The sequence below is a fragment of the Mesorhizobium sp. 2RAF45 genome, assembly GCF_052115225.1.
Classification (GTDB): Bacteria; Pseudomonadota; Alphaproteobacteria; order Rhizobiales; family Rhizobiaceae; genus Mesorhizobium; species Mesorhizobium jarvisii.
The window spans coordinates 229,757-249,861 of record NZ_JBFRGG010000005.1; the positions used below are offsets into that span (position 1 = coordinate 229,757).

At 65.3% G+C, this 20,105-nt stretch carries 20 protein-coding genes; 8 read left to right on the forward strand and 12 right to left on the reverse strand.

The annotated features are described in order from the left end of the window. Nucleotides 1-7 precede the first annotated feature (7 nt). Nucleotides 8-1,996 (forward strand): glycoside hydrolase family 127 protein, encoded by a 1,989-nt coding sequence (locus tag AB4Z43_RS16830; RefSeq protein ID WP_019859671.1) that lies wholly within the window; start codon nucleotides 8-10, stop codon nucleotides 1,994-1,996. A 69-nt stretch (nucleotides 1,997-2,065) separates the two neighbouring features. On the opposite strand, the gene AB4Z43_RS16835 is transcribed toward AB4Z43_RS16830, so the two are convergent. The 7 genes from AB4Z43_RS16835 to AB4Z43_RS16865 form a co-directional block, all read right to left on the reverse strand. Continuing rightward, on the reverse strand, nucleotides 2,066-3,160 hold the full coding sequence (locus tag AB4Z43_RS16835) for an acyltransferase family protein (protein WP_019859672.1): 1,095 nt from the start codon (nucleotides 3,158-3,160) through the stop codon (nucleotides 2,066-2,068). A gap of 388 nt (nucleotides 3,161-3,548) precedes the next feature. Further along, nucleotides 3,549-3,941 carry a DUF1801 domain-containing protein gene (locus tag AB4Z43_RS16840; protein ID WP_019859673.1) on the reverse strand — a complete coding sequence of 131 codons (393 nt, stop codon included), beginning with the start codon at nucleotides 3,939-3,941 and terminating at the stop codon, nucleotides 3,549-3,551. Nucleotides 3,942-3,975: 34 nt separating this feature from the next. After that, on the reverse strand, nucleotides 3,976-4,404 hold the full coding sequence (locus AB4Z43_RS16845) for a DUF1801 domain-containing protein (RefSeq protein ID WP_019859675.1): 429 nt from the start codon (nucleotides 4,402-4,404) through the stop codon (nucleotides 3,976-3,978). Nucleotides 4,405-4,414: 10 nt separating this feature from the next. After that, on the reverse strand, nucleotides 4,415-4,636 hold the full coding sequence (locus tag AB4Z43_RS16850) for a hypothetical protein (RefSeq protein ID WP_019859676.1): 222 nt from the start codon (nucleotides 4,634-4,636) through the stop codon (nucleotides 4,415-4,417). A 37-nt stretch (nucleotides 4,637-4,673) separates the two neighbouring features. Continuing rightward, nucleotides 4,674-5,066: a VOC family protein gene (locus tag AB4Z43_RS16855; RefSeq protein ID WP_019859677.1), complete on the reverse strand. Its 393-nt coding sequence runs from the start codon at nucleotides 5,064-5,066 to the stop codon at nucleotides 4,674-4,676. Nucleotides 5,067-5,144: 78 nt separating this feature from the next. Further along, nucleotides 5,145-5,576, reverse strand: a complete 432-nt coding sequence (locus AB4Z43_RS16860; protein ID WP_069092737.1) for an SRPBCC family protein — start codon at nucleotides 5,574-5,576, stop codon at nucleotides 5,145-5,147. Beyond that, entirely contained in the window at nucleotides 5,573-5,896 is a 324-nt protein-coding gene (locus tag AB4Z43_RS16865; protein WP_010910781.1) for an ArsR/SmtB family transcription factor, read from the reverse strand. Before AB4Z43_RS16865 ends, AB4Z43_RS16860 begins: the two co-directional genes overlap by 4 nt. A gap of 115 nt (nucleotides 5,897-6,011) precedes the next feature. Between AB4Z43_RS16865 and AB4Z43_RS16870 the strand changes: the two genes are divergently transcribed. Then, a complete protein-coding gene (locus AB4Z43_RS16870) occupies nucleotides 6,012-6,875 on the forward strand; it encodes an NAD(P)H-binding protein (protein ID WP_019859679.1) in 864 nt (287 codons plus the stop codon). On the opposite strand, the gene AB4Z43_RS16875 is transcribed toward AB4Z43_RS16870, so the two are convergent. The 3 genes from AB4Z43_RS16875 to AB4Z43_RS16885 all read right to left on the reverse strand — a co-directional run bounded on the left by AB4Z43_RS16875 (nucleotide 6,872) and on the right by AB4Z43_RS16885 (nucleotide 9,562). Further along, nucleotides 6,872-7,603 (reverse strand): gamma-glutamylcyclotransferase, encoded by a 732-nt coding sequence (locus tag AB4Z43_RS16875; protein WP_019859681.1) that lies wholly within the window; start codon nucleotides 7,601-7,603, stop codon nucleotides 6,872-6,874. The genes AB4Z43_RS16870 and AB4Z43_RS16875 overlap by 4 nt on opposite strands. A gap of 120 nt (nucleotides 7,604-7,723) precedes the next feature. Beyond that, complete coding sequence (locus tag AB4Z43_RS16880; protein WP_019859684.1) at nucleotides 7,724-8,245, reverse strand: Hsp20/alpha crystallin family protein; 522 nt, start codon at nucleotides 8,243-8,245, stop codon at nucleotides 7,724-7,726. Between the two features lie 408 nt (nucleotides 8,246-8,653). Next, a complete protein-coding gene (locus AB4Z43_RS16885) occupies nucleotides 8,654-9,562 on the reverse strand; it encodes a LysR family transcriptional regulator (RefSeq protein WP_202379868.1) in 909 nt (302 codons plus the stop codon). A gap of 97 nt (nucleotides 9,563-9,659) precedes the next feature. Here AB4Z43_RS16885 and AB4Z43_RS16890 point away from each other — a divergent pair, with 97 nt between their 5' ends. The 3 genes from AB4Z43_RS16890 (at nucleotide 9,660) to AB4Z43_RS16900 (ending at nucleotide 14,086) form a co-directional block, all read left to right on the forward strand. Next, nucleotides 9,660-10,883 carry an MFS transporter gene (locus tag AB4Z43_RS16890; RefSeq protein WP_441938481.1) on the forward strand — a complete coding sequence of 408 codons (1,224 nt, stop codon included), beginning with the start codon at nucleotides 9,660-9,662 and terminating at the stop codon, nucleotides 10,881-10,883. 82 nt (nucleotides 10,884-10,965) lie between these two features. After that, the gene (locus tag AB4Z43_RS16895) at nucleotides 10,966-11,658 is read left to right on the forward strand and encodes a DUF2270 domain-containing protein (protein ID WP_441938482.1); all 693 of its coding nucleotides are present in this window, start codon (nucleotides 10,966-10,968) and stop codon (nucleotides 11,656-11,658) included. Nucleotides 11,659-11,872: 214 nt separating this feature from the next. Then, complete coding sequence (locus AB4Z43_RS16900; protein WP_441938615.1) at nucleotides 11,873-14,086, forward strand: cation:proton antiporter domain-containing protein; 2,214 nt, start codon at nucleotides 11,873-11,875, stop codon at nucleotides 14,084-14,086. Nucleotides 14,087-14,109: 23 nt separating this feature from the next. Here AB4Z43_RS16900 and AB4Z43_RS16905 read toward each other — a convergent pair whose 3' ends face one another. Beyond that, entirely contained in the window at nucleotides 14,110-14,289 is a 180-nt protein-coding gene (locus tag AB4Z43_RS16905) for a hypothetical protein (RefSeq protein WP_141700962.1), read from the reverse strand. Between the two features lie 363 nt (nucleotides 14,290-14,652). On the opposite strand from AB4Z43_RS16905, the gene AB4Z43_RS16910 reads away from it, so the two are divergent. Next, complete coding sequence (locus tag AB4Z43_RS16910) at nucleotides 14,653-16,917, forward strand: PAS domain S-box protein (protein ID WP_441938485.1); 2,265 nt, start codon at nucleotides 14,653-14,655, stop codon at nucleotides 16,915-16,917. 16 nt (nucleotides 16,918-16,933) lie between these two features. Next, complete coding sequence (locus AB4Z43_RS16915; protein WP_019859689.1) at nucleotides 16,934-17,302, forward strand: response regulator; 369 nt, start codon at nucleotides 16,934-16,936, stop codon at nucleotides 17,300-17,302. A gap of 67 nt (nucleotides 17,303-17,369) precedes the next feature. Here AB4Z43_RS16915 and AB4Z43_RS16920 read toward each other — a convergent pair whose 3' ends face one another. Further along, the gene (locus AB4Z43_RS16920) at nucleotides 17,370-17,783 is read right to left on the reverse strand and encodes a DOPA 4,5-dioxygenase family protein (protein ID WP_441938487.1); all 414 of its coding nucleotides are present in this window, start codon (nucleotides 17,781-17,783) and stop codon (nucleotides 17,370-17,372) included. 447 nt (nucleotides 17,784-18,230) lie between these two features. On the opposite strand from AB4Z43_RS16920, the gene AB4Z43_RS16925 reads away from it, so the two are divergent. Next, nucleotides 18,231-20,099, forward strand: coding sequence for a putative bifunctional diguanylate cyclase/phosphodiesterase (locus AB4Z43_RS16925; RefSeq protein ID WP_441938489.1), 1,869 nt, complete (start codon nucleotides 18,231-18,233; stop codon nucleotides 20,097-20,099). The last annotated feature ends 6 nt before the right edge of the window (nucleotides 20,100-20,105 follow it).

Consider the following 20,105-nt stretch of genomic DNA (forward strand, 5'->3'; position numbering starts at 1 on the left):
TGAGTTCATGACCGCATCGCCATCCCCCCGCCCCGCCACGAAGGAAAAGCCGAAACTCGCCTTCCGGCCGCTGCCGGTGCCGCAGGTCGATGTGCACGGCTTCTGGGGCGACCGCGCCGACGCGGTGGCGACCCGCACCGCCGACATCCTTTACGAGCGCTGCGTCGAGGCGCGCATGCTGGAGCAGATCGATCCAGACCGCCCCTCGCCCGGCATCGTCATCCCCTTCCACTCGCCTTCGCCCGATGAAGCGGACCGCCAGGGCGCCGAATTCACCGGCTCGACGGTGACGACGCAGATGTTCTGGGATTCCGATCTCGGCAAGACGATCGAGACCGCAGCCTATTCGCTCTACCGGCGCAAGAACCCCGAACTGGAGAAGAAGATCGACGCCGTCATCGACATGTACGGCAAATTGCAGCAGGAGGACGGCTATCTCTCCAGCTGGTACCAGCGCATCCAGCCCGGCAAGCGCTGGACCAACCTGCGCGACTGCCACGAGCTCTATTGCGCCGGCCACCTGATCGAAGGCGCGGTCGCCTACTACCAGGCGACGGGCAAGCGCAAGCTGCTCGACATTATGTGCCGCTACGCCGACCACATCGCCTCGGTGCTCGGGCCTGAGCCCGGCAAAAAGAAGGGCTATTGCGGCCATGAGGAGATCGAGCTGGCGCTGGTCAAGCTGGCGCGGGTGACGGGCGAGCAGAAATACATGGATCTGGCGAAGTACTTCATCGACCAGCGTGGCCAACAGCCGCATTATTTCGACGAGGAAGCGCGCGCCCGTGGCGCCGACCCCAAGGCCTATCATTTCAAGACCTATGAATACAGCCAGTCGCACAGACCGGTGCGCGAACAGGACAAGGTCGTCGGCCATGCGGTGCGGGCCATGTACCTCTATTCGGGCATGGCCGACATCGCGACCGAATATGGCGACGATAGCCTGCGCGTCGCGCTCGACCGGCTGTGGGACGACCTCACCACGAAAAACCTCTACATCACCGGCGGGCTCGGCCCGTCGGCGCACAATGAGGGCTTCACCAGCGACTACGACCTGCCCAATGAGAGCGCCTATGCCGAGACCTGCGCGGCGGTAGGCCTCGTGTTCTGGGCAAGCCGCATGCTCGGCATGGGGCCGAACGCCCGCTACGCCGACATGATGGAGCGCGCGCTCTACAATGGCTCGATCTCCGGCCTGTCGCTCGACGGCTCGCTGTTCTTCTACGAGAACCCGCTGGAAAGCCGGGGCCGGCACAACAGGTGGAAATGGCACCGCTGCCCCTGCTGCCCGCCCAATGTCGGGCGCATGGTCGCCTCGATCGGCAGCTATTTCTACAGCCTGGCGGACGATGCGCTGGCCGTGCATCTCTACGGCGACTCCACCGCCCGCTTCGACATTGCGGGTACGCCGGTGCAGCTCACGCAGGCGAGCCGCTATCCCTGGGACGGCGCGGTCGAGATCACGGTCGAACCGCAAGCGCCCTTGGAGTTCACGCTGCATCTGCGCATCCCGGCATGGAGCAGCAGCGCGACGCTTGAGATCAATGGCGAGGCGGTCGACCTCGAAGACATGACCAGCGACGGCTATGCCGCGATCCGGCGCAGCTGGAAAAAGGGCGACCGCGTCCGGCTCGACCTCGAAATGCCGATCGAGCGGCTCTACGCCAATCCGGAGGTCCGGCAGGATGCCGGCCGCGTCGCGCTGTCGCGCGGGCCGCTGATCTACTGCGTCGAGGCATCGGACAATGACAGCCGGCTGCATCGCCTGACCCTGCCGCGCACGGCAGGCATCGAGGCGCATGAAGCGCCCGAACTGCTGGGCGGCGTGGTGACGCTTTCAGCCACGGCGCGCGCCGATGCCGGCGACGGCTGGCAGGACGGGCTCTACCGACGTGAGCCGCCGGCCAGCGTCGAGACGCGCCTGACCGCCATCCCCTATTACGCCTGGGACAATCGCGAGCCCGGCGAGATGCTGGTGTGGCTGCGGGACGGCTGAGGCTCTTGTTTTGATGCAATTCCGGACGGAAAACCGCTTCACACTTTTCCTGGAATTGCTCAGGCTCGGCTATGTCCGGCTTGATTGAGCGGCGGCAGCAGGCAGCGCCGCGCTCGGTGCCGCCAGCGGCGCGCTGTTGTCGATATGCGCCCAGGCCGGCCGCTCGAACAGGAACATGCCGAAGCCGACGCGCTGGATGATGAGATAGAGTACGACGGGGCTGATGATCGAGACCATCAGTACCGCCAGGCTGAGCATGCCGGTGTCGGTCAGCAGGCCGCTTGCCAGTGCGGCGCCGCGGAAGAGCGACATCGGAATGGTGAAGGCGACATAGACGACCAGCGAATGTTCGCCGAGCCAGCGCAGCCATTCCATCGAGGCGAATTGCGACAGCACGCCGCCAAGCACGCACAGCGCCACCGCACCGGCGACGGCCAGAGTAAGATGCAGCGGCGGCCACGCCGCCAGCCCCATCTGCATGCCGACCGGTTGCATGGCATAGCCCGGCGAATAGACGAGCAGGCCGTTGACGACAGCCCACAAGAGCAGACCGGCGACGGCCAGCATCGGGCGGGGCTGTGTCCATTCGACGAGCCGGAACACCAGCGGCGCCATGACGAAGCCGACATAGAAGAACACGAAATAGGCCGCGAACTGTTCGACCGCATAGCTGTCCGGATGCGGAGCCCACATCTGCAATGCGCCGGCACACGGGATGACAATCCAGGCGGGCACGCCGAACTGCCGCAAGAGCTTGGCCACAAGGCCGAACACCGCCAGCATGTAGATGAACCACAGCACGCCATAGGGCTGGACGACGGCCATTGCCAGATCGTGCAGCATGCCTGCGGGATCGCGGCTGAAGATGCCGATCTTGAGCCCGATCGAGATGATCGCCCACAGCACGTAGAAATAGAGATAGTGGACGACGCGCCGGTCGATGTAGCGCCGCCACGGCCGGTCGATCACCTGCGACAGGAACAGGCCGGAGATCAGGAAGAATTCCGGCATGCGGAACGGCGTCGCGAAGCCGATGACATAGTGCAGGAAGCCGACGCCGCCAGTGTACTCGCCTGTGTTGTAGGCCGCGTACATCATGACCACGAGGATGATCGAGAGGCCTTTGGCCGTGTCCACCCACGGCATGCGCATCGGGCTGTTCATGGCAAATCCATCCGGGGGCCGGCCAAGGCGGCCAGCCATCATCCGGCGCTATCTAGCACCGTCAAGCTTCCCAGATCGTAAACACGGCTGGTTTGCGGTGTGCGAGGCGATATCAGCAGCTGCCTTCCGGCAGATCCCATGGTCGCGTGGGCGTCGAAATCGCCACAACTTCCAACGCCGGCGCTGCCCCTCACCTGCCTGCCGGCATCCTCTCCCCGTAAACGGGGCGAGGGACGCTGTTGTGGCCGATTTCGCCAATCGCCAGCGTTGCAGAAAATGCGCCGGCGTTGCGGCCAGGCCCTCTCGCCCCGTTTACGGGGAGAGATGTCCGGCAGGACAGTGAGGGGCAGCGCTAACGTCGACCGTAGGATAACTGCCAATGACGCAGTTACTTTCGAGCCTTGGAAGTATTCAGCGCCACGGCGGCCCGCACGAGCGCCTTCAACGCCTCTTCATTGACCTCCTCACCCTTCTGAAAATCGATGGCCCGCCGCGTATTGCCGTCGAGGCTGGAGTTGAACAGGCGCGCGGGATCGGGCAGCGCAGCACCCTTGGCGAAGGTCAGCTTGACGATGCTCTTGTAGGTCTCGCCGGTGCAGATCATGCCGTCATGCTCCCAGACGGGAACCCCGCGCCATTTCCAGGTCTCGATCACATCGGGATCGGCCTGATGGATGAGTGCGCGCAGCCGGGCCAGCATGTCGCCGCGCCAGTCGCCGAGTTCCTTGATCCTGCCGTCGATCAGTTCGGAGGCAGATTTGCTCTCCTGCGATCCGGTCATGCTGTTTCTCCTCAAACCATGAACAACAGCGCGCTCACATGCGCTCGCCAGGCAATTGGCTGGCCTGCTTCACCCAGGCGCTGAATTGCGCCTCGTCGAACGCGCCGTCCTCGTGGATGTCGAGGTAGCGCGTGTCCCGGCTCCGGGATTCGCCCGGCGGCACCGGATCCAGCGACAGGCCGCGAAAGAAGGCCACCTTGATGTATCTGGTGAAGCAATGGAAGCTGACGAACCAACCTTCGCCTTCGACGCCATAGAAGGGCGAATTCCATTTGACTGCCTTATGCACGCCGGGCACGGCGCGCTCGATGAGCGCATCGAGCCGCCCGCCGATCTCGCGCTTCCAGCCCGGCATGGCCGCGATATAGGCCCGCACGGGAGCATCGCCGTAGCCCTTGGCGATCTGCGGATTGCCGCCCGAAAGCAGCTTCGGCTCAGCCTTGGCGGCCGTCGACTTGGCCATGCGCTTCCTCCTATCCGTTGGCCCGCTGTGCGCTACGTCCTTTCGCGACATAGGGCAGCACGAACATATAGAGGCCGCTGAACAGCATAAGGAAGAGCGGCGGCAGTGGCGAATAAACCACCCAGGCGGGCGGCTGTCCAAACGCCATGGTGACGAAATTGGCGACGACGGTCGCCGTGAAGATGATCGACAGCCAGCGATGCGCCTGCCTGATCCATTTGCTCCAGTCCAATTTTACCTCCCGTGAAAATGTGTGAAAACCGGGCGCGCTACCAGCGCGCCAGCTGCGTGATCTGGATGAGATTGCCGCAGCCATCGTTGAGCTTGGCGATGGTCGAGCCGGTCACCTCGGTTGGCGCCATGGCGAAATTGCCGCCGCGCGCCTTGATGCGCTCATGATCGCCCTTGATGTCGTCGGTGAAGAACATCACCGCCGGCTGACCCTGCTCGAACATCGCTTGCTGGTAGGCCTTGGCCGCCGGTTTGTCGTTGAGCGCCAGCTGCAGCTCTGTGCCCTCGGGCTCGTCCGGCGAGGCGACCGTCAGCCAGCGGAACGGCCCCTTGCTGAAATCGGCCTTCTTGGTCAGGCCGAGCACGCCGGTGTAGAAGGCAAGCGCCTTTTCCTGGTCGTCGACATAGATGCTGGTCAGTTTGATCTTCATCGTCTTTCTCCATAGGTTTTGCTGGCGGTGGGCCGCCCGGTGAAGTCAGCTTCGGTTTTTCAAATCGGCCGGTGGATTTCAGTCCGTCCGGTCGAGAAGCTGCTCAAGCTTCTCGAAGAATTGCGGCCAACCCATCTTGGCGCCGCCATAGGCGCGCCGCTGCTCGGGCCGGAAGCCGGATTGTTCCATGCGCAGATGCGTTCCGGTTGGCGTCGGGGTGAGCGTGAAGGTCACCACGCTCCTGAGATCGAAGGCCGGATCCTGGTGCGCAAGGTTCCAGGTGTAGGACAGCGTCTTGTTCGGCTCGACCGCCAGCACCTCGCAGTCGAGCACGCCGCCCCAATCGGCGCTGATGTTGAAGCGGTGGCCGACAGCGGGCTTGAAATCGTTCTTCATCAGCCACTCCTCCATCAGATGCGGTTGCGTCAGCGCGCGCCAAAGTTTTTCCGGCGGATGGGAGATCTGCCGCTCGACGACGACAGTGCGGTTTTCAGTGGCACTATCGTTCACTGGTCCATCCTTTTGAGCAAATCCTCGAGATCATCGAACCGAGCCTCCCAAAACCCGGCCATCTCGCGTGTCCAGTCCATCAGCGGCGCCAGCGCGCCAAGCTGCGCGCTGTAATGCGTCTGGCGACCCTCGTGGCGGTCGCGCACCAGCCCAGCCTGCTTGAGCACGCCCAGATGCTTCGACACGGCCGGCTGCGAGACGCCGGACTGGCTCGTCAGCGCTCCCACCGTCTGCTCGCCCTGGCGGCACAGCCGTTCGAAGATCGCCCGCCTGGTCGGGTCGGCGAGCGTCCTGAAGAGCATGTCATGGGTATCCGGCATGTCAGATCGATAACCCGTTGGCTATTGGTTGACGTATAACCGCAGGGATATATGTTCGTCAAGTGCAAGATTGGACTGGCACAAGACTGGACTGAGCAGAAGATGGAGCACCCTGATGATCCTCGTCACCGGAGCCGCCGGCCATGTCGGACGCGCGGTCGTCTCGAGGCTGGTGTCATCAGGCCACGAGGTGGCCGCGCTGGTCCGCAAGCCTGAGGCCGCGCAAGGGCGCCTGCCCCGGGAAACAGCGCTGCGCGTCGGCGACTATGAGGATGCCTCGGCGCTGAAGACAGCCTTCACCGGCATCGACGAGCTGGTCCTGATTTCAAGCGATGGCGCTGCGGAGGCGGTCATGTGCCATCACGCCAACGCCATCGCGGCCGCAGCGGCCGCCAGTGTCCGCCACATCACCTTCACCAGCATCGTCGATATCGGTGAACCCTCGCCCTTCTACTACGCACCGGTCTACCGTGACGCCGAGCGCCGGCTGGCCACCTGTGGCGTGCCCTCGACCATCCTGCGCTGCGGCCTCTACAGCGATTTCATTCTCGACACCTGGCTTGAGCCCGCCTCGGGGGAATTGGCGCTGCCTGCCGGACAGGGCCTGGTCGCGCCGGTTTCGCGCGACGACGTGGCGGCGGCCGTCGCCGCGGCGGCGGCAAAGACCGACACATCCCGCACCCTCTACACAATCACCGGAGATCGGGCGCAGGGCTTCGACGCGATCGCTGCCTTCTATGCCGAGGCGACAGCACGGCCCCTGCGCTATCGTCCCTGCGCCCTCAGCGACTATCTGGCTTCGGCGTCGGCGCGCCTCGACACCCCCTGGCCACAGGCTTTCGCCACACTATGCGCCTCGATCGCCGAGGGCCGTTACACCTCGACCTCCAGCGATTTCACCACGCTTACGGGTAAGCCGCCGGAAAGCTTTCGGGATTTCCTGGTTCGCACGGTCCCCGGTAGACCCGCGAACGGCTAGACAGCCGCATGGTCGCGCCCAATCTCCTGCGCCACCAGTTCCTGCAACTGCCACAGATTGCGGTCGCGTATGCCGCAGGCGTCGAGGTGGCGGATCGTCTCGAACAGATATTGCGCGCCCGAGCCCCAATGGCCGACGGCCTTGGCCAAAGTCGCCGCGACCGCGGACTTGTCGAGCTTGCCGGCATAGCGCGGATTGGCGGGATCGACGACGAAGCCGAGCGCCTGGCCCACCCCGCTCTCGGTCCTGACTTGCAGCCAGCGCGGCACGTTGACGGCGGGCAGGATGGTCATCTCGCGGCGCAGCAACGCTTCGAGATTGGCGGCAACCGGCTCGGCGATTTCGAACACCATGCCCTGGCATTGGCCCCCGCGGTCGAGCGCCATCATCAGGCCGGGCTGTTCGAGCGTGCCGCGAAAGCGCTGCACCGTGAAGCAGAACGACCGGTGCCAGCCCCGCGCCACCGCGCGTTCGCCACCCCGCACCTCGCCGGCCGGCTTCCACAGCAGCGAGCCATAGGCGAACAGCTTCACCGGTCCGGGCGGCGCCGAGGCCAGGATCTCGTCGCGAAACCGCGCGTAGTCGGCGTCCGTCATGTGGACCATGCCGGGCGTCGGCCCGGCATCCGCGACCACCCGCATGGTCCGCGCCACCAGCGTTTCGGTCAGCGCCATCGGCGCCTTGCGCGGTACGGACTTGCCCGGTGCTGCGGAAATGGCCTTGCTCATTCTTGCGCTCCCAGCCTTGCCGCCATGTTGCCGAAGGCTGGGGGATTCTCAAGGGCGACCGGCGCGAAATCCGCCGGTCAATGCCGGGCGTGCGCGGCACGCGCGCCCGGCAGGTCTGTTCTAGTGCTTGGTGCTCTTGCCGCCGATGGGGATGCGCTTTGCCTTGCTCTGCGCCTTCTCGGACTTCGGCAAGCTCACGGACAGTACGCCGTTGCGGAAGTCGGCGGCGACCTTGTCCTCCGCGACTTCGAAGCCGATCGGGATGCGACGTTCGAAGCGGCCATAGAACCGCTCGGTGAACTGACGCTCCTTGTCGTCGGTCTCGGAGTGTTTTTCGCCGCGCAACGTCAGGACGCCGTCATCGAGCAACACCTCGATGTCCTTCTCCTCCATGCCGGGTATCTCGGCTGTCACGCGGATCTCCTTGTCCGTTTCGGAGATTTCCACGCTGGGCCAACCGGTGCCGGCCAAAGAGAACCTGCCCATGGACGGAAGCCGCGACTCGAAGCCGCGGAACATGTCGTCGACCAGGCGGCTCATCTCGCGATGCAGGCCCATGAACGGGTCCCGATCGCCTTCGCGAAAGAGGGTCGGAGACTGGCTGGTGTCGCGGCTCCACGGCATGAGATCACGAATGGTCATTGCACTTTCTCCTTCTTGATCCTGTTTCTGGCACGTTTGTATGCTGTGGCTGCCATGCTCCGGAGGACAACGCGCCGTCTGAAGCCGGCATCGCTCCCCGCCCCATCTGTGCTGCTTTTTTGGCTCTGCTTCTGGTCCGATCCGCTCAACCTTTGGGAACGCCCTCGCCCGGTCGCGGGTCTCCCGCAATGTCATCGCCTCCGGCACATGATGCCCGAGTTCAACGGTCACAAGACCGCCGCCCATGGAGCTGACGCCCGCGTCTGCACCGGCTCATCTGGCGGCGGCATGGTCGATCTGGGGTTCGTTGCGGAGGGGTCAAGACCTGGTAATGCAAAGTGATCGTCGGCGATGTCGACCGTCATTGCGACTGGTAGAAGGTGCACATCCAGTTGGTCGTCAGCCTCCCTACGACACCAGCGGCATCGGCACCTTCAGCCCGTCGATCAGCGCATCTCGAAACAGCGCGATCGGACGGGCGAGCCGTCCCGCCGGTGGGCGGTGCAGCAGCCAGGCGCGCACTTGCGGTTTGAAGTCGGGGCAGTCGATGACCTCCACCTTATCGCGCCAGCGGCTGTCGGCAAAGGCGCCGGGCGTGACGATGCCGATGCCATGGCCGCGTGCCACCAGCGACATTCTGAGGTCGACGCTGAGCGCCTCTACCCCGACCTGGAACGGCAGTCTGGCCGCCTCGAAACTCTGACGGATGAAGGCACGAAACCCGCAGCCGTTTTCGTTCATCACCCAGGCAAAGCGCGACAGGTCGGCGAGATTCGCCGGCTTCGGCACGCCGAGGCTGGGGGATGCGACCAGCAACACCGATTGCGCGCCGAGATCGTCGCAGACCAGCTCGTCCGGCGGCGCCAGGCCTTCGGCAAGGCACACCGCCACGGCGTCGAGTTCGCTGCGCGCCACCTGCTCCACCAGCCTTGGCGACCAGCCCGAGGTGATGCGCAGCGTCAGTTGCGGAAAGGCGGCGCGCAAAGTGTCGAGCGGCAGCGCAAGTGCCGCGTCGGAGAGATAGGGCATGACGCCCAGGCGGAACTCGCCCTTGACCTCGCCTTGCGGCGACACGCCCGCCCTGAGATCCTCCAGCGAGCGCAGCACGCGCCTTCCATGCTCATAGGCCTCGCGCCCTGACGCCGTCGGCTTCAGCGGCTTCGACTGGCGGTCGAGCAGCGCTGTCGCCAGCCCATCCTCGAGATTCTGGATGCGGCGCGTGACGCCCGGCTGCGTCAGGTTGAGCCTAGCCGAGGCGCCGACGATCGAGCCGGTTTCCACCACGGCGATGAAGGCTTCGAGGTCATGGATGTTCATGCACATCTCGCATAATCATTATCAAATTGATTGAATTGTAGCATGATAATGCTTCGGCATAAAGTCCTCCCATAATATGCAACTTCCTGAGGACTCCATGCCTGATACCAATGATGGCCAGCTGTGCGAGCGGCTGCCCGCCGGCACCATCACCGGCCCGCAGACGCTGCTCTTCGCCGCCTCCACCGGCATCATCGTCACCAATCTGTTCGCGCCGCAGACGCTGGTCGGGCTGATCGGCCGGTCGCTCGGTGCCAGCGCCGCCAGCGTCGGCCTTGTCGCCATGGCCACGCTGCTCGGCTATGCCGCCGGCCTCTTCTTCCTGGTGCCGATGGCAGACCTCGCCGAAAACCGCGCCCTGATCCTGCGCATGCTGGCCGCGGCCGCCCTTGCGGCCGGCGTCGCCGCCTTCGCGCCGACCATAGCCTCGCTGCTGGTCGTCCTGTTTATCCTCGGCGCTGCCTGCTCGGCGATCCAGATCCTGGTGCCGATCGCCGCCTCGATGGCGCCGCCCGGCGAGGCCGGCCGGGTCATCGGCGATGTGATGAGCGGGCTGATGATCGGCATCCTGCTGGCGCGGCCGCTGGCCAGCCTCGTCGCCGACGCGTGGGGTTGGCGCGCCTTCTACGGCCTCAATGCTACCGCGCTCGTCTTGCTCGCCGGCGTGCTCGCCTTCACCTTGCCGCAGCGGCGTCCGGAGGCGAAATCGACCTATGGCGCGCTGATTGCCTCACTGTTCGGGCTGCTGCGCGACGAGCCGGTGCTGCGGCGGCGCGCACTGACCGCGGCGCTGGTGATGGCGGCGTTCAGCCTGTTCTGGACGGCGGTCGCCTTGCGCCTCGCACAGCCGCCCTTCGGCCTTGGCCAGCGCGGCATTGCCCTCTTCGCGCTCGTCGGCGCCGGCGGCGCCGTGGTCACGCCTTTGTTCGGCCGCGCCGGCGACCATGGCTGGACGCGATCCGCCACCATCGTCTGTCACCTCGTGCTGATCGGCGCGATGGCACTCGCCGCCTGGGCCGGCGCCTCTCAGTCCGAAGCGTCATGGCAATCGCTGGCGCTGATGGGCATCAGCGCCGTGCTGCTTGACATCGGCGTCACCGGCGACCAGACGCTCGGCCGCCGTGCCGTCAATCTGCTTCAGCCCGAGGCACGTGGCCGGCTCAACGGCCTGTTCGTCGGCATCTTCTTCATCGGCGGCGCCATCGGCTCCTTGCTGGCCGGAGTTGCCTGGACTTGGGGCGGCTGGACTTGCGTGTGCGCCATCAGCGCAGTCTTTGGCGCCGCCGCCCTGCTGGTCGACTGGATCGGCGGGCCGGAATGACCGGGCGTTCTTACAATCACGCCAGGTGACCCAAGGGAACAATGTTGCCGGCAAACTGTTTTAGTCCTTGCCGGAGGATGCCATGAACGATGCGTCGGCGACGCCCGCGGGTCCCGTCCTTTCATCGACGGAGCGCGTGAACACGCTGTCGCATTTCCATCGCGCCGAAATCGCGCGCATGGCGGGCTGGCGCGATCGGCTCGACAGGACCACGAACTGGGCGATCACCGTGGTGGCAGCGATGCTCTCGGTCTCACTGTCGACGGCCAGCGCCCATCATGGCGTCTTGTTGTTCGCCATGCTGCTGATCCTGCTGCTTTTGTGGATCGAGGCGCGCCGCTACCGCTTCTTCGACTTCTACCGCGCCCGCGTGCGCCAGTTCGAGCGTCACTATTTCGCGCAGATCTTCTCCCCGCAACCCGACTTCGCCTCGGATTGGCTGCTCATCGTCGGCGAAGGCCTGCGCGCGCCGAAATTCCTGCTGTCGCAACGCGCCGCCTTGGCGCGGCGCCTGCGCCGCAATTACATCTACCTCTTCCTGATCCTGCTCTTGGCATGGGTGCTGAAAATATCGACGCCCAGCCTTCAGGTCGGGGGTGCCGGGACCGGCTTCGTCGGCTCGCTCCGCTATGCCGTCGACAGCGCCGCCCTTGGCCCCATTCCTGGCGTGGTGATCGTGGTCGGCGTGGCTGCATTCTATGCCTGGCTGTTCGCCATCGTCCTTTTCGCGTCCGGCGGCGACGGCGAGCTCACCTTCGGTGATGTCCACGTCTGACCTCGATACTTCCAAATGCGGCAACGGGCGGCTGCAACGCAAAGGCCGACCATGCGTTGTCATGGTCAGTCCGCCGCGACGCTTGAGGGAACCCATGAACCGGCAACCGGCAACGACGTCAGGCCGTCTCGCGGCCACCCTCGTGCTGGCTACCCTTGCCCTGGCACCGGCAAGCCGCGCTTTCGCCGCCCAGCCGCCCGGACATGCCTCGGGCATGGGCGGCTCGGCCGAGGGCCTGTTCGTCGCGGAGATCGTGCTTCTCCTGCTGGTCGGCCGCGGCCTCGGCGAAATCTTCCAGCGCTACGGCCAGCCGGCGATCATGGGTCAGCTGATCGGCGGCATTCTGCTCGGCCCCTCGCTGTTCGGCTGGATATGGCCCGACGCCCAGCACCTGATCTTCTCCAGCGATCCGGCGCAGAAGGGCATGATCGATGCGGTGTCCCAGCTCGGCATCCTGCTGCTGCTCCTGCTGACCGGCATGGAGACGGATCTGCGCCTGGTGCGCCGCGTCGGGGCGGCCTGTTTTTCGATCTCGATCACCGGCGTCGTCGTGCCTTTCGCCTTCGGCTTCGCGCTGGCGCATTTCCTGCCGGACTCGTTGCTGCCCGACCCGCGGCAGCGCGTCGTCGCGGGACTGTTCCTCGGCACGGCGCTGTCGATCTCCTCGGTCAAGATCGTCGCCATGGTGGTGCGCGAGATGAACTTCATGCGCCGCAATCTCGGCCAGGTCATCATCTCCTCGGCCATCATCGAGGACACGATCGGCTGGCTGGTCATCGCGATCACCTTCGGCATAGCCACCCATGGCAGCCTGCAGGTCGTGCCGCTCATCACCACCGTGGTCTCGGTGGCGCTGTTCATGGTGTTCTCCTTCACCGTCGGCCGCCGGCTTGTCTTCACGCTGATCCGCTGGAGCAACGACTCTTTCCGCAGCGAACATGCCGTCATCACGGTCATCCTCATCATCATGGGCGTGATGGCGCTGATCACCAACCTGATCGGCGTCCACACGGTGCTCGGCGCCTTCGTCGCCGGCATACTGGTCGGGGAATCGCCGATCCTGTCCGACCACATCGAGAGCCAGCTGCGCGGCGTCATCACCGCGCTGTTCATGCCGGTGTTTTTCGGCATGGCCGGCCTGTCCGCCGACCTCACCGTGCTCACCGATCCGACGCTGGCATTGCTGACGGTGGCACTGGTCGCCATCGCCAGCATCGGCAAGTTCGGCGGCGCCTTCCTCGGCGGCCGGCTGGCCGGCATGTCGCTGAAGGAAGCCACCGCCGTCGGCAGCGCCATGAACGCCCGCGGCTCGACCGAGGTCATCGTCGCCAGCATCGGCCTGTCGATGAACATCCTGTCCCACAATCTGTTCACGATGATCGTCACCATGGCCGTCATCACCACGCTCGCCATGCCGCCCATGCTGCGCTGGGCGCTCGGCCGCCTGCCGGTCGGCCATGCCGAGAAGCAGCGCGTCGAGCGCGAACTGCTCGACGAGCGCGGCTTCGTCTCCAGGCTGGAGCGCCTGCTACTGCTGGTCGACGACAGCCCGGTCGGCAAGTTCACCGCCTATCTCGCAGGCCTGGTCGGCGGCGGCAGCGGCATGCCGACCACACTGCTTCATCTTCAGGACGGCGAGCTCGCCGGGCAGGTCGGCGACAAGGGTTCGGAGCAGGCGTCGAGGGAGGTCAAGAAAGGCGCGGCCAGGAGTGCGAGGGCCGTCAGCAAGGCCGAGGACACGCTTGTCGACAAGGTCCATCTCACCGCCCGCACCGAGCTTCAAGCCAGCGCCGAGACAATCGCCGCGGAAGCCCGCAAGGGCTATGGGCTTCTGCTGGTCGGACTGGAGAACACGCTGACCGACAAAGGCACCTTCAGCGGCGCGCTGAAGGACATCAGCAGTGGTTTCGACGGCCCGCTCTGCCTGGTGCTGAACGGCGCCAAGGCCAATGGAAAGATGTCGGCGCTGCGCGCCGGAACGACGATACTGGTCCCCGTCAACGGCACCGAAGTCGCGCGCCGCGCCGCCGATTTCGCGCTGGCGCTGGCGCGGCCGCACCGGGCCCGCGTCAAGGTGCTCTATGTCTCGCAAGCCAGGCAAGGCAGCGGGCCGGGCACGGTCTCGCACCGGCGGGAGGAAGCCGTGCTCAAGGATGTCGCCGATCTCGCGGACCGCTACGGCGTTGCCGTCGACACCGCGATCCGCACGCGAGCCACGGCGGACAGGGCGATCGCCAGGGAGGTGGCCAAGGGAGCCGCGATGGTGGTCATGGGTGTCACCCAACGGCCGGGCGAAGAGCTGTTCTTCGGCGACACGGCGACAGCCGTGCTCGCCGCGGTCGCCTGCCCGGTCGTGCTGCTGGCCAGCGAACGCGTCAAGCGGGCCGATGCCAATGCCGAGGACGCGGCAGCCGAAATCAGTGGCTGATATTTCGGCCGAGCGATCGGAACCTACAGGCCGAAGAACTGTCGCCCGATCATGTATCCCAGCGCCGCCGCGACGAGCGGAAACAGCGCTGGGGCCACCTTGCCGAAGAAGGAAACCTTCATGTCCTTGGGCGGCACATAACGTGCGTTGCCGAGATTCTTGGTCATTGCGTACCCCGCGCCAAACCAATCAGTTTCGCGCATGCCGTTATCCCAAACCGCTACGCGGTCCCGGCCGGCATGCATTAGCAAACGCTTATTGACAGCATGGCCAAATTAACGGGTTGCAAAGAAATTCGGTAGAATCGCCGACCATTGCGCGGCGAGGCCCTGTATTCCAAGGAAATTTCCGCGCGTCGGGAACCGATCGGCCCCGTCCCGGGTTTTGCAGGTCGGGGCATGCATGGTCACAATCTCATTGAACGCGAGACAGTTCGGCGGCGCGCCGGTGGCGCGAAGTCACGTGGGTGTGACGACCGATGGCGGGCAATCGTTGACGGCGATGCCCGAAATCCTACCGACGACCCGACTGAACCCGAATAAACGCCGACCGATCCACGAGACGCCATGCCAGCGACCAGTACACACGCGATAGGAGATCGTCATCATGCCTTCCTCGCCGGCGGCGGAGAGCTCGGCCGGCTGATCGCGGCTTTCGACTGGGCTCAGACCTCGATCGGACCGATCGAGGTCTGGCCGCAGAGCCTGAAGACGGCGGTCTCGCTGATCCTGCGCTCCAGGGTGCCGATCGTCATGCTGTGGGGTGAGGATGGCGTCATGATCTACAATGACGGCTATTCGGAATTCGCCGGCGGCCGCCATCCGCAATTGCTCGGCTCGAAAGTGCGCGAAGGCTGGCCCGAAGTCGCCGACTTCAACGACAACATCATGAAGGTGTGCCTGGGCGGTGACACGCTGGCCTATCGCGAGCAGGTGCTGACGCTCAACCGCACCGGTAGACCCGAACAGGTCTGGCTCGATCTCGACTATTCGCCGGTGCTCGACGAAAGCGGCGAACCGGCCGGCGTCGTTGCCATCGTCATCGAGACCACCGCCAAGGTTGCCGCCGACCGCTGGCGCGCCGGAGAGCGCGACCGCCAGCGCCAGATGTTCGAACAGGCGCCGGGCTTCATGGCCATGCTGTCTGGCCCGCAGCATGTCGTCGAACTGACCAATGCCGCCTATATGCAGCTCGTCGGCCACCGCGACATCATCGGCCTGCCGATCCGCCAGGCCTTGCCCGAGGTCGAAGGCCAAGGCTTCTTCGAACTGCTCGACCAGGTTTTCAACTCCGGCGAGGCATTCGTCGGCCACGCGCTGAGGGCCGAGTTGCAGCGCACGCCGGGTGCGGCGATCGAAGACCGCTTCATCGACCTCGTCTATCAGCCGGTGCGCAATCCCGCTGGCGAGGTTTTCGGCATCTTCGTGCAAGGTGTCGACGTCACCGACTGGCTGCTTGCCGAACAGGCGCTGCGCCAGAGCGAGACCCAGTTCCGTACCTTCGCCGAGGCGATGCCCAATCACGTCTGGACGGCGACGCCGGAGGGGCTGCTCGACTGGTTCAACCCGCGCGTCTACGATTATTCCGGTGCAACACCGGGCGAGCTCGACGGTCATGACTGGGCCGACATCGTGCACCCCGACGACATCGTCGCGGCCGGTGAAAAGTGGCAGCACGTGCTGGCCGCCGGCACCTTCTACGAAACCGAGTTCCGGCTGCGTCGGCATGACGGCATCTATCGCTGGTTCATTGCCCGCGCCGTCCCGATCCGCGATGCCGATGGCGCCATACTGCGCTGGATCGGCACCAACACCGATATCGACGACCAGAAGCAGGCGGCACAGGCCCTGCTGCAGAGCGAGCGCCGCTTGCAGCTGTCGCAGAATGCCGCCGGCATCGCGGCCCTCGAACTCGACATCGCCAGCGGAACCGTGGTCGGCTCCGAGGGCTTCTGGGGTCTCTGGGGACTGTCGCCGCGCGACAGCGTGCACATCTCGGTGCTGGAAGACATCGTCATTCCGGAGGACAAGGATGTCCGCTCCAACCCGCGTACGCGAGAAGAAGGCACCGCCGTGCCCGCCGTGGAATACCGCATCCGGCGTCCCGACACGGGCGAATTGCGCTGGCTGTCGCGCCACATCGATTTCGTCCATGACGAGACCGGCAAGCCGGTCAAGATGTTCGGCGTCATGCAGGACGTCACCGACCGGCGCGAGGCGCAGGCGCGGCAGGAGCTGCTGACCCACGAGCTCGAACATCGCATCAAGAACATACTGGCGATGGTCGCGGCCATCGCCTCGCAGACGCTGCGCAACACCGATATCGCCACCGCGAGCGCGACGTTCAACGAGCGTTTGCGCGCACTGGCCAATGCCCATGACATACTGAACAAGACCCGCTGGACCAGCGCCTCGATCCGCGAAGTGGTCGACAACACCATCGCCACCTTCCCGCTCGAACAGATCTCGATTTCCGGCCCGGCCCTGCCGATCAACCCGAAGATGGCGCTGACGCTGGCGCTCGCCGTCAACGAGCTGGCCACCAACGCGCTGAAATATGGCGCGCTGTCGACCCCGCAAGGCAAGGTGGTCATCGAATGGTCGCTGCAGCCATCGCACGAGAGTTCGGGCGGCATCAGGCTCATCTGGCGCTGGCGCGAAAGCGGCGGGCCGCCGGTGACGCCGCCGAGCCGGCGCGGTTTCGGCCGGTTCCTGATCGAGCGCGTCTTCGGCACCGACTTCGGCGGATCGGTCAAGATCGACTACCACCGCGACGGCGTCGAATGCGTGCTGAACGCACCTGCACCCCAATTGCCGACAGCACCGTACTGACTACATAAGGCATGCCATGACCATTCAGACGCCTGTCACCGTCCTCGTCGTCGAAGACGAAGCCTTTCTGCTGTTCGCCATCGCCGACGAGCTGCGCGAGGCGGGGTTTGGCGTGCTGGAGGCGAGCAATGCCGACCAGGCGATCCAAATACTGGAAAGCCGTCAGGACATCGCCATCCTGTTCACCGACATCGACATGCCCGGCTCCATGGACGGCCTGCGCTTGTCCGCCGCGGTGCGCGACCGCTGGCCGCCGGTCAAGATCATCATCACCTCAGGCAAGCAACAGCCGACCCGGGACGCCATGCCGAGCGGCGGCGTCTTCCTGCCCAAGCCGTACGCGCCGCAAGCCGTGGCGGCCACCATCCAGGGGCTCCTCGGTTAGGCACAGCGCCTTACTTGTCGGCTTTTTGCGAACGCCCGATCCCGTGCGACGGATAGCTGGCCAAGCCTTACGCCGGCAGCGTCGGCTCGGTGTTCGGCTCCAGCGCCTCTTCCGCCTCATGCTCGTCCGGAAGCACCTCGCCATGCACCCCCAGCGGCCGGCCGATCCAGACCGGATCCACCAGATGGTCGCGCTTGGGGTTCTGCGTATTCGGGTGGATGAGGATGCTCAGGCCGCCATGGTTCAGCATCAGCCACGGAACCAGCGCGCCGAAAATCTCGTTGGCGAAGGAGACCTGGTACATGGCCTGCTCATGCGGGCCGACTTTCCCATCGTGCCAATTGCCCAGGCGCACGCGGAAACGCTCGCCGATGCGCAGACGCAGCCATTCGGCATGCTGCCGTTCGGCCGGCCCGTCGAAATAGATATGAGCATGATAGCTGGCGATCTCGGCAAGTGGTCTTGGACTGTCTTGGGTCATCTCGATACCCTCCCTCGCAGCGTGGCTGCGTTCCGCCATTCAGCCCAAGAACAAGGGTTTAAGCAAGGTCCGCTGCCCGGGGTCGTTTGCGCGGCCGGGAACATGGCTCTCGATAGGCGCTCGAGCGCAGGGGCCGCGAGGTCGGCGCGCTGGAAGGCCTGATCCGCCACCAGCCGGTGCCGGAAAACGACCGCATGACCCAGCGCTACCGAGGGGGGCATTGCGAACCTCGGCCGAGGAACGGCGTCTGCCTTTATTTGCAAGGCAAGCCGTAAACCGCTGAAATCCTTAACACGATTTTCATTCCGCTGTCCTAACCACGATGCCATGGCAAGGCATTTCGAGCGCTTGTTTGCTGGCCCCCCTCCCAAGGGGCAGAGCGAAGCCGTGGCAACGGGGATCCTCCGCGATCAGTTCGCTGATCTGAGGAAAGGAATCTTCATTTCCATGCCTGTGGGCACGGTGCTGTCGGCGCTGGTCCTTCTCGTGCAGTTGCTTTCGCATGGCGGCCTTGACGCGGTGCTGTGGTTCGCGACGGTCAGCATCATCAACGGCGCGCGCCTGGTGCTTGCCGTCTCCCGGCCGAACATTTCCGACGGTGACCCTAGGCGGGTCGGCGCCTGGCTGTCCCTCTACGGCGCATTGGCCCTGCTGTCGGGAATAGCCTGGTCTTTCCTGGCCTTGCTGGCGGACGGATACACCACGGCCCAGGCGCCGCTCTATCTGATCGTGCTCTCGGGGCTGTCGGCGGGCGCGGTCACCTACTCGGCCTCATACGCGCCGGCGCCGATCAATTTCATGACAATGCCGCTCCTGGTCGCCGCCGGATGCGTGGCGGCCAAGGGCGGCATCGAGAATTATGTGCTGGCTTTCACCATCGTGCTTTTCCTCTGCGGAATGGTCAGGAGCGCGCTGATCGGGCAGGCCAGCTTCCGCGAGGCCAGCCGCCTCAAATACGAGGCGACGGAATTAGCCGCCGAGATGGACCGCAATTCCAGGCGCGACCCGCTGACGAACTTGCTCAACCGGTACGGGCTCGAGCAGGCGATCCGTGAGCTCGGGCCTTCCGACGGCCCGTTCGTGACCATGCTGATCGACCTCGACGGCTTCAAATCCGTCAACGACACCTATGGCCACAACATCGGCGACGATCTGCTGGTCAAGGTCGCACGCAGGATCGAGGACCATGCGCCGCAAGGCGCGACGATCGCGCGCATCGGCGGCGACGAGTTCGTGCTCTTGTTCTCCGCCGCGACATCCCGGCAATCGGCCGGCGCGCTCGCCTCCTCCCTCATCGCGGCCATCGCGCAACCGGATCCGCAGTTGAACTCCGTGCGCGTCGGCGCCTCGATCGGCATCTACGTCTCGGAAAAACCGCGGCTGACGGAAATGCTGCTGCGAGCCGATTTCGCGCTCTATGCCGCCAAGCGCAAGGGCAGGAACGAATACTGTCTCTTCGATGCCGGGCTCGACCAGGCGCTGGAGCGCAAGCACTGCATCGAGCGCGACCTGCGCGGCGCCGCCGAGGCCGGCGCGCTCAGCTCATGGTTCCAGCCGCTGGTGCGCCTGGACACCAACGCGGTGGTCGGTTTCGAGGCGCTGCTGCGCTGGCAGCACCCGCTCCATGGCGCGATCGCGCCGCCCGAGATCGTCAACGCGGCGCGCGAGACCGGCCTGCTGCCGCTGCTGACGGAAATGGTGTCCCGCAATTGCTGCGCCATGATCGAGGCCCTGGTGAAGAACGGCCGCGGCGATGTGCGGGTCGCCATGAACCTGTCGCCGCGCGAGCTCGAGGCCGGCAGTGTCGACGACATGATCCTGGACATGCTGAAGGCGAGGAACCTGCCGACGGCGATGCTGGAGATCGAGATCACCGAGGAAGCGCCGGTCGACCGCGAACGGGTCGACGAAAAGATCGGCCGCCTCGCCGACGCCGGCATCTCGATCGTGCTCGACGATTTCGGCACCGGCTTTTCGACCCTGGTGGCGCTGAAGGACAGCCGCATCAGCAAGATCAAGATCGACAAGCATTTCGTGCGCGACCTGGCCAAGTCCGTCGAGGACCAGGCGCTGGTCAAGACGGTCATCGATCTCGGCCGCACGCTGGGCATAGAGGTCATGGCCGAGGGGGTCGAGACGGACGCCGACCGCCTGATCCTGCGCTCGCTCGACTGCATGGTCGCGCAAGGCTTTCTCTTCTCGCCCGCCCTCCCCGCGCCCGAGGCGCTTGCCTACGAAGCGGCCTATTCCAGCCAGACGCTGGCGGCGGAAGCGCTGTTCGACCCCGCCGCAAGACGCCTGAGCGGCGCGGCCTGACCTCGC

Coding starts and splice junctions, on each gene's coding strand:
- AB4Z43_RS16830 (WP_019859671.1), top strand. CDS start 8: ATGACCGCATCGCCATCCCCCCGCCCCGCCACGAAGGAAAAGCCGAAA.
- AB4Z43_RS16835 (WP_019859672.1), bottom strand. CDS start 3,160: ATGAACAGCCCGATGCGCATGCCGTGGGTGGACACGGCCAAAGGCCTC.
- AB4Z43_RS16840 (WP_019859673.1), bottom strand. CDS start 3,941: ATGACCGGATCGCAGGAGAGCAAATCTGCCTCCGAACTGATCGACGGC.
- AB4Z43_RS16845 (WP_019859675.1), bottom strand. CDS start 4,404: ATGGCCAAGTCGACGGCCGCCAAGGCTGAGCCGAAGCTGCTTTCGGGC.
- AB4Z43_RS16855 (WP_019859677.1), bottom strand. CDS start 5,066: ATGAAGATCAAACTGACCAGCATCTATGTCGACGACCAGGAAAAGGCG.
- AB4Z43_RS16865 (WP_010910781.1), bottom strand. CDS start 5,896: ATGCCGGATACCCATGACATGCTCTTCAGGACGCTCGCCGACCCGACC.
- AB4Z43_RS16870 (WP_019859679.1), top strand. CDS start 6,012: ATGATCCTCGTCACCGGAGCCGCCGGCCATGTCGGACGCGCGGTCGTC.
- AB4Z43_RS16875 (WP_019859681.1), bottom strand. CDS start 7,603: ATGAGCAAGGCCATTTCCGCAGCACCGGGCAAGTCCGTACCGCGCAAG.
- AB4Z43_RS16880 (WP_019859684.1), bottom strand. CDS start 8,245: ATGACCATTCGTGATCTCATGCCGTGGAGCCGCGACACCAGCCAGTCT.
- AB4Z43_RS16885 (WP_202379868.1), bottom strand. CDS start 9,562: ATGAACATCCATGACCTCGAAGCCTTCATCGCCGTGGTGGAAACCGGC.
- AB4Z43_RS16890 (WP_441938481.1), top strand. CDS start 9,660: ATGCCTGATACCAATGATGGCCAGCTGTGCGAGCGGCTGCCCGCCGGC.
- AB4Z43_RS16895 (WP_441938482.1), top strand. CDS start 10,966: ATGAACGATGCGTCGGCGACGCCCGCGGGTCCCGTCCTTTCATCGACG.
- AB4Z43_RS16900 (WP_441938615.1), top strand. CDS start 11,873: ATGGGCGGCTCGGCCGAGGGCCTGTTCGTCGCGGAGATCGTGCTTCTC.
- AB4Z43_RS16905 (WP_141700962.1), bottom strand. CDS start 14,289: ATGCGCGAAACTGATTGGTTTGGCGCGGGGTACGCAATGACCAAGAAT.
- AB4Z43_RS16910 (WP_441938485.1), top strand. CDS start 14,653: ATGCCAGCGACCAGTACACACGCGATAGGAGATCGTCATCATGCCTTC.
- AB4Z43_RS16915 (WP_019859689.1), top strand. CDS start 16,934: ATGACCATTCAGACGCCTGTCACCGTCCTCGTCGTCGAAGACGAAGCC.
- AB4Z43_RS16920 (WP_441938487.1), bottom strand. CDS start 17,783: ATGACCCAAGACAGTCCAAGACCACTTGCCGAGATCGCCAGCTATCAT.
- AB4Z43_RS16925 (WP_441938489.1), top strand. CDS start 18,231: ATGCCTGTGGGCACGGTGCTGTCGGCGCTGGTCCTTCTCGTGCAGTTG.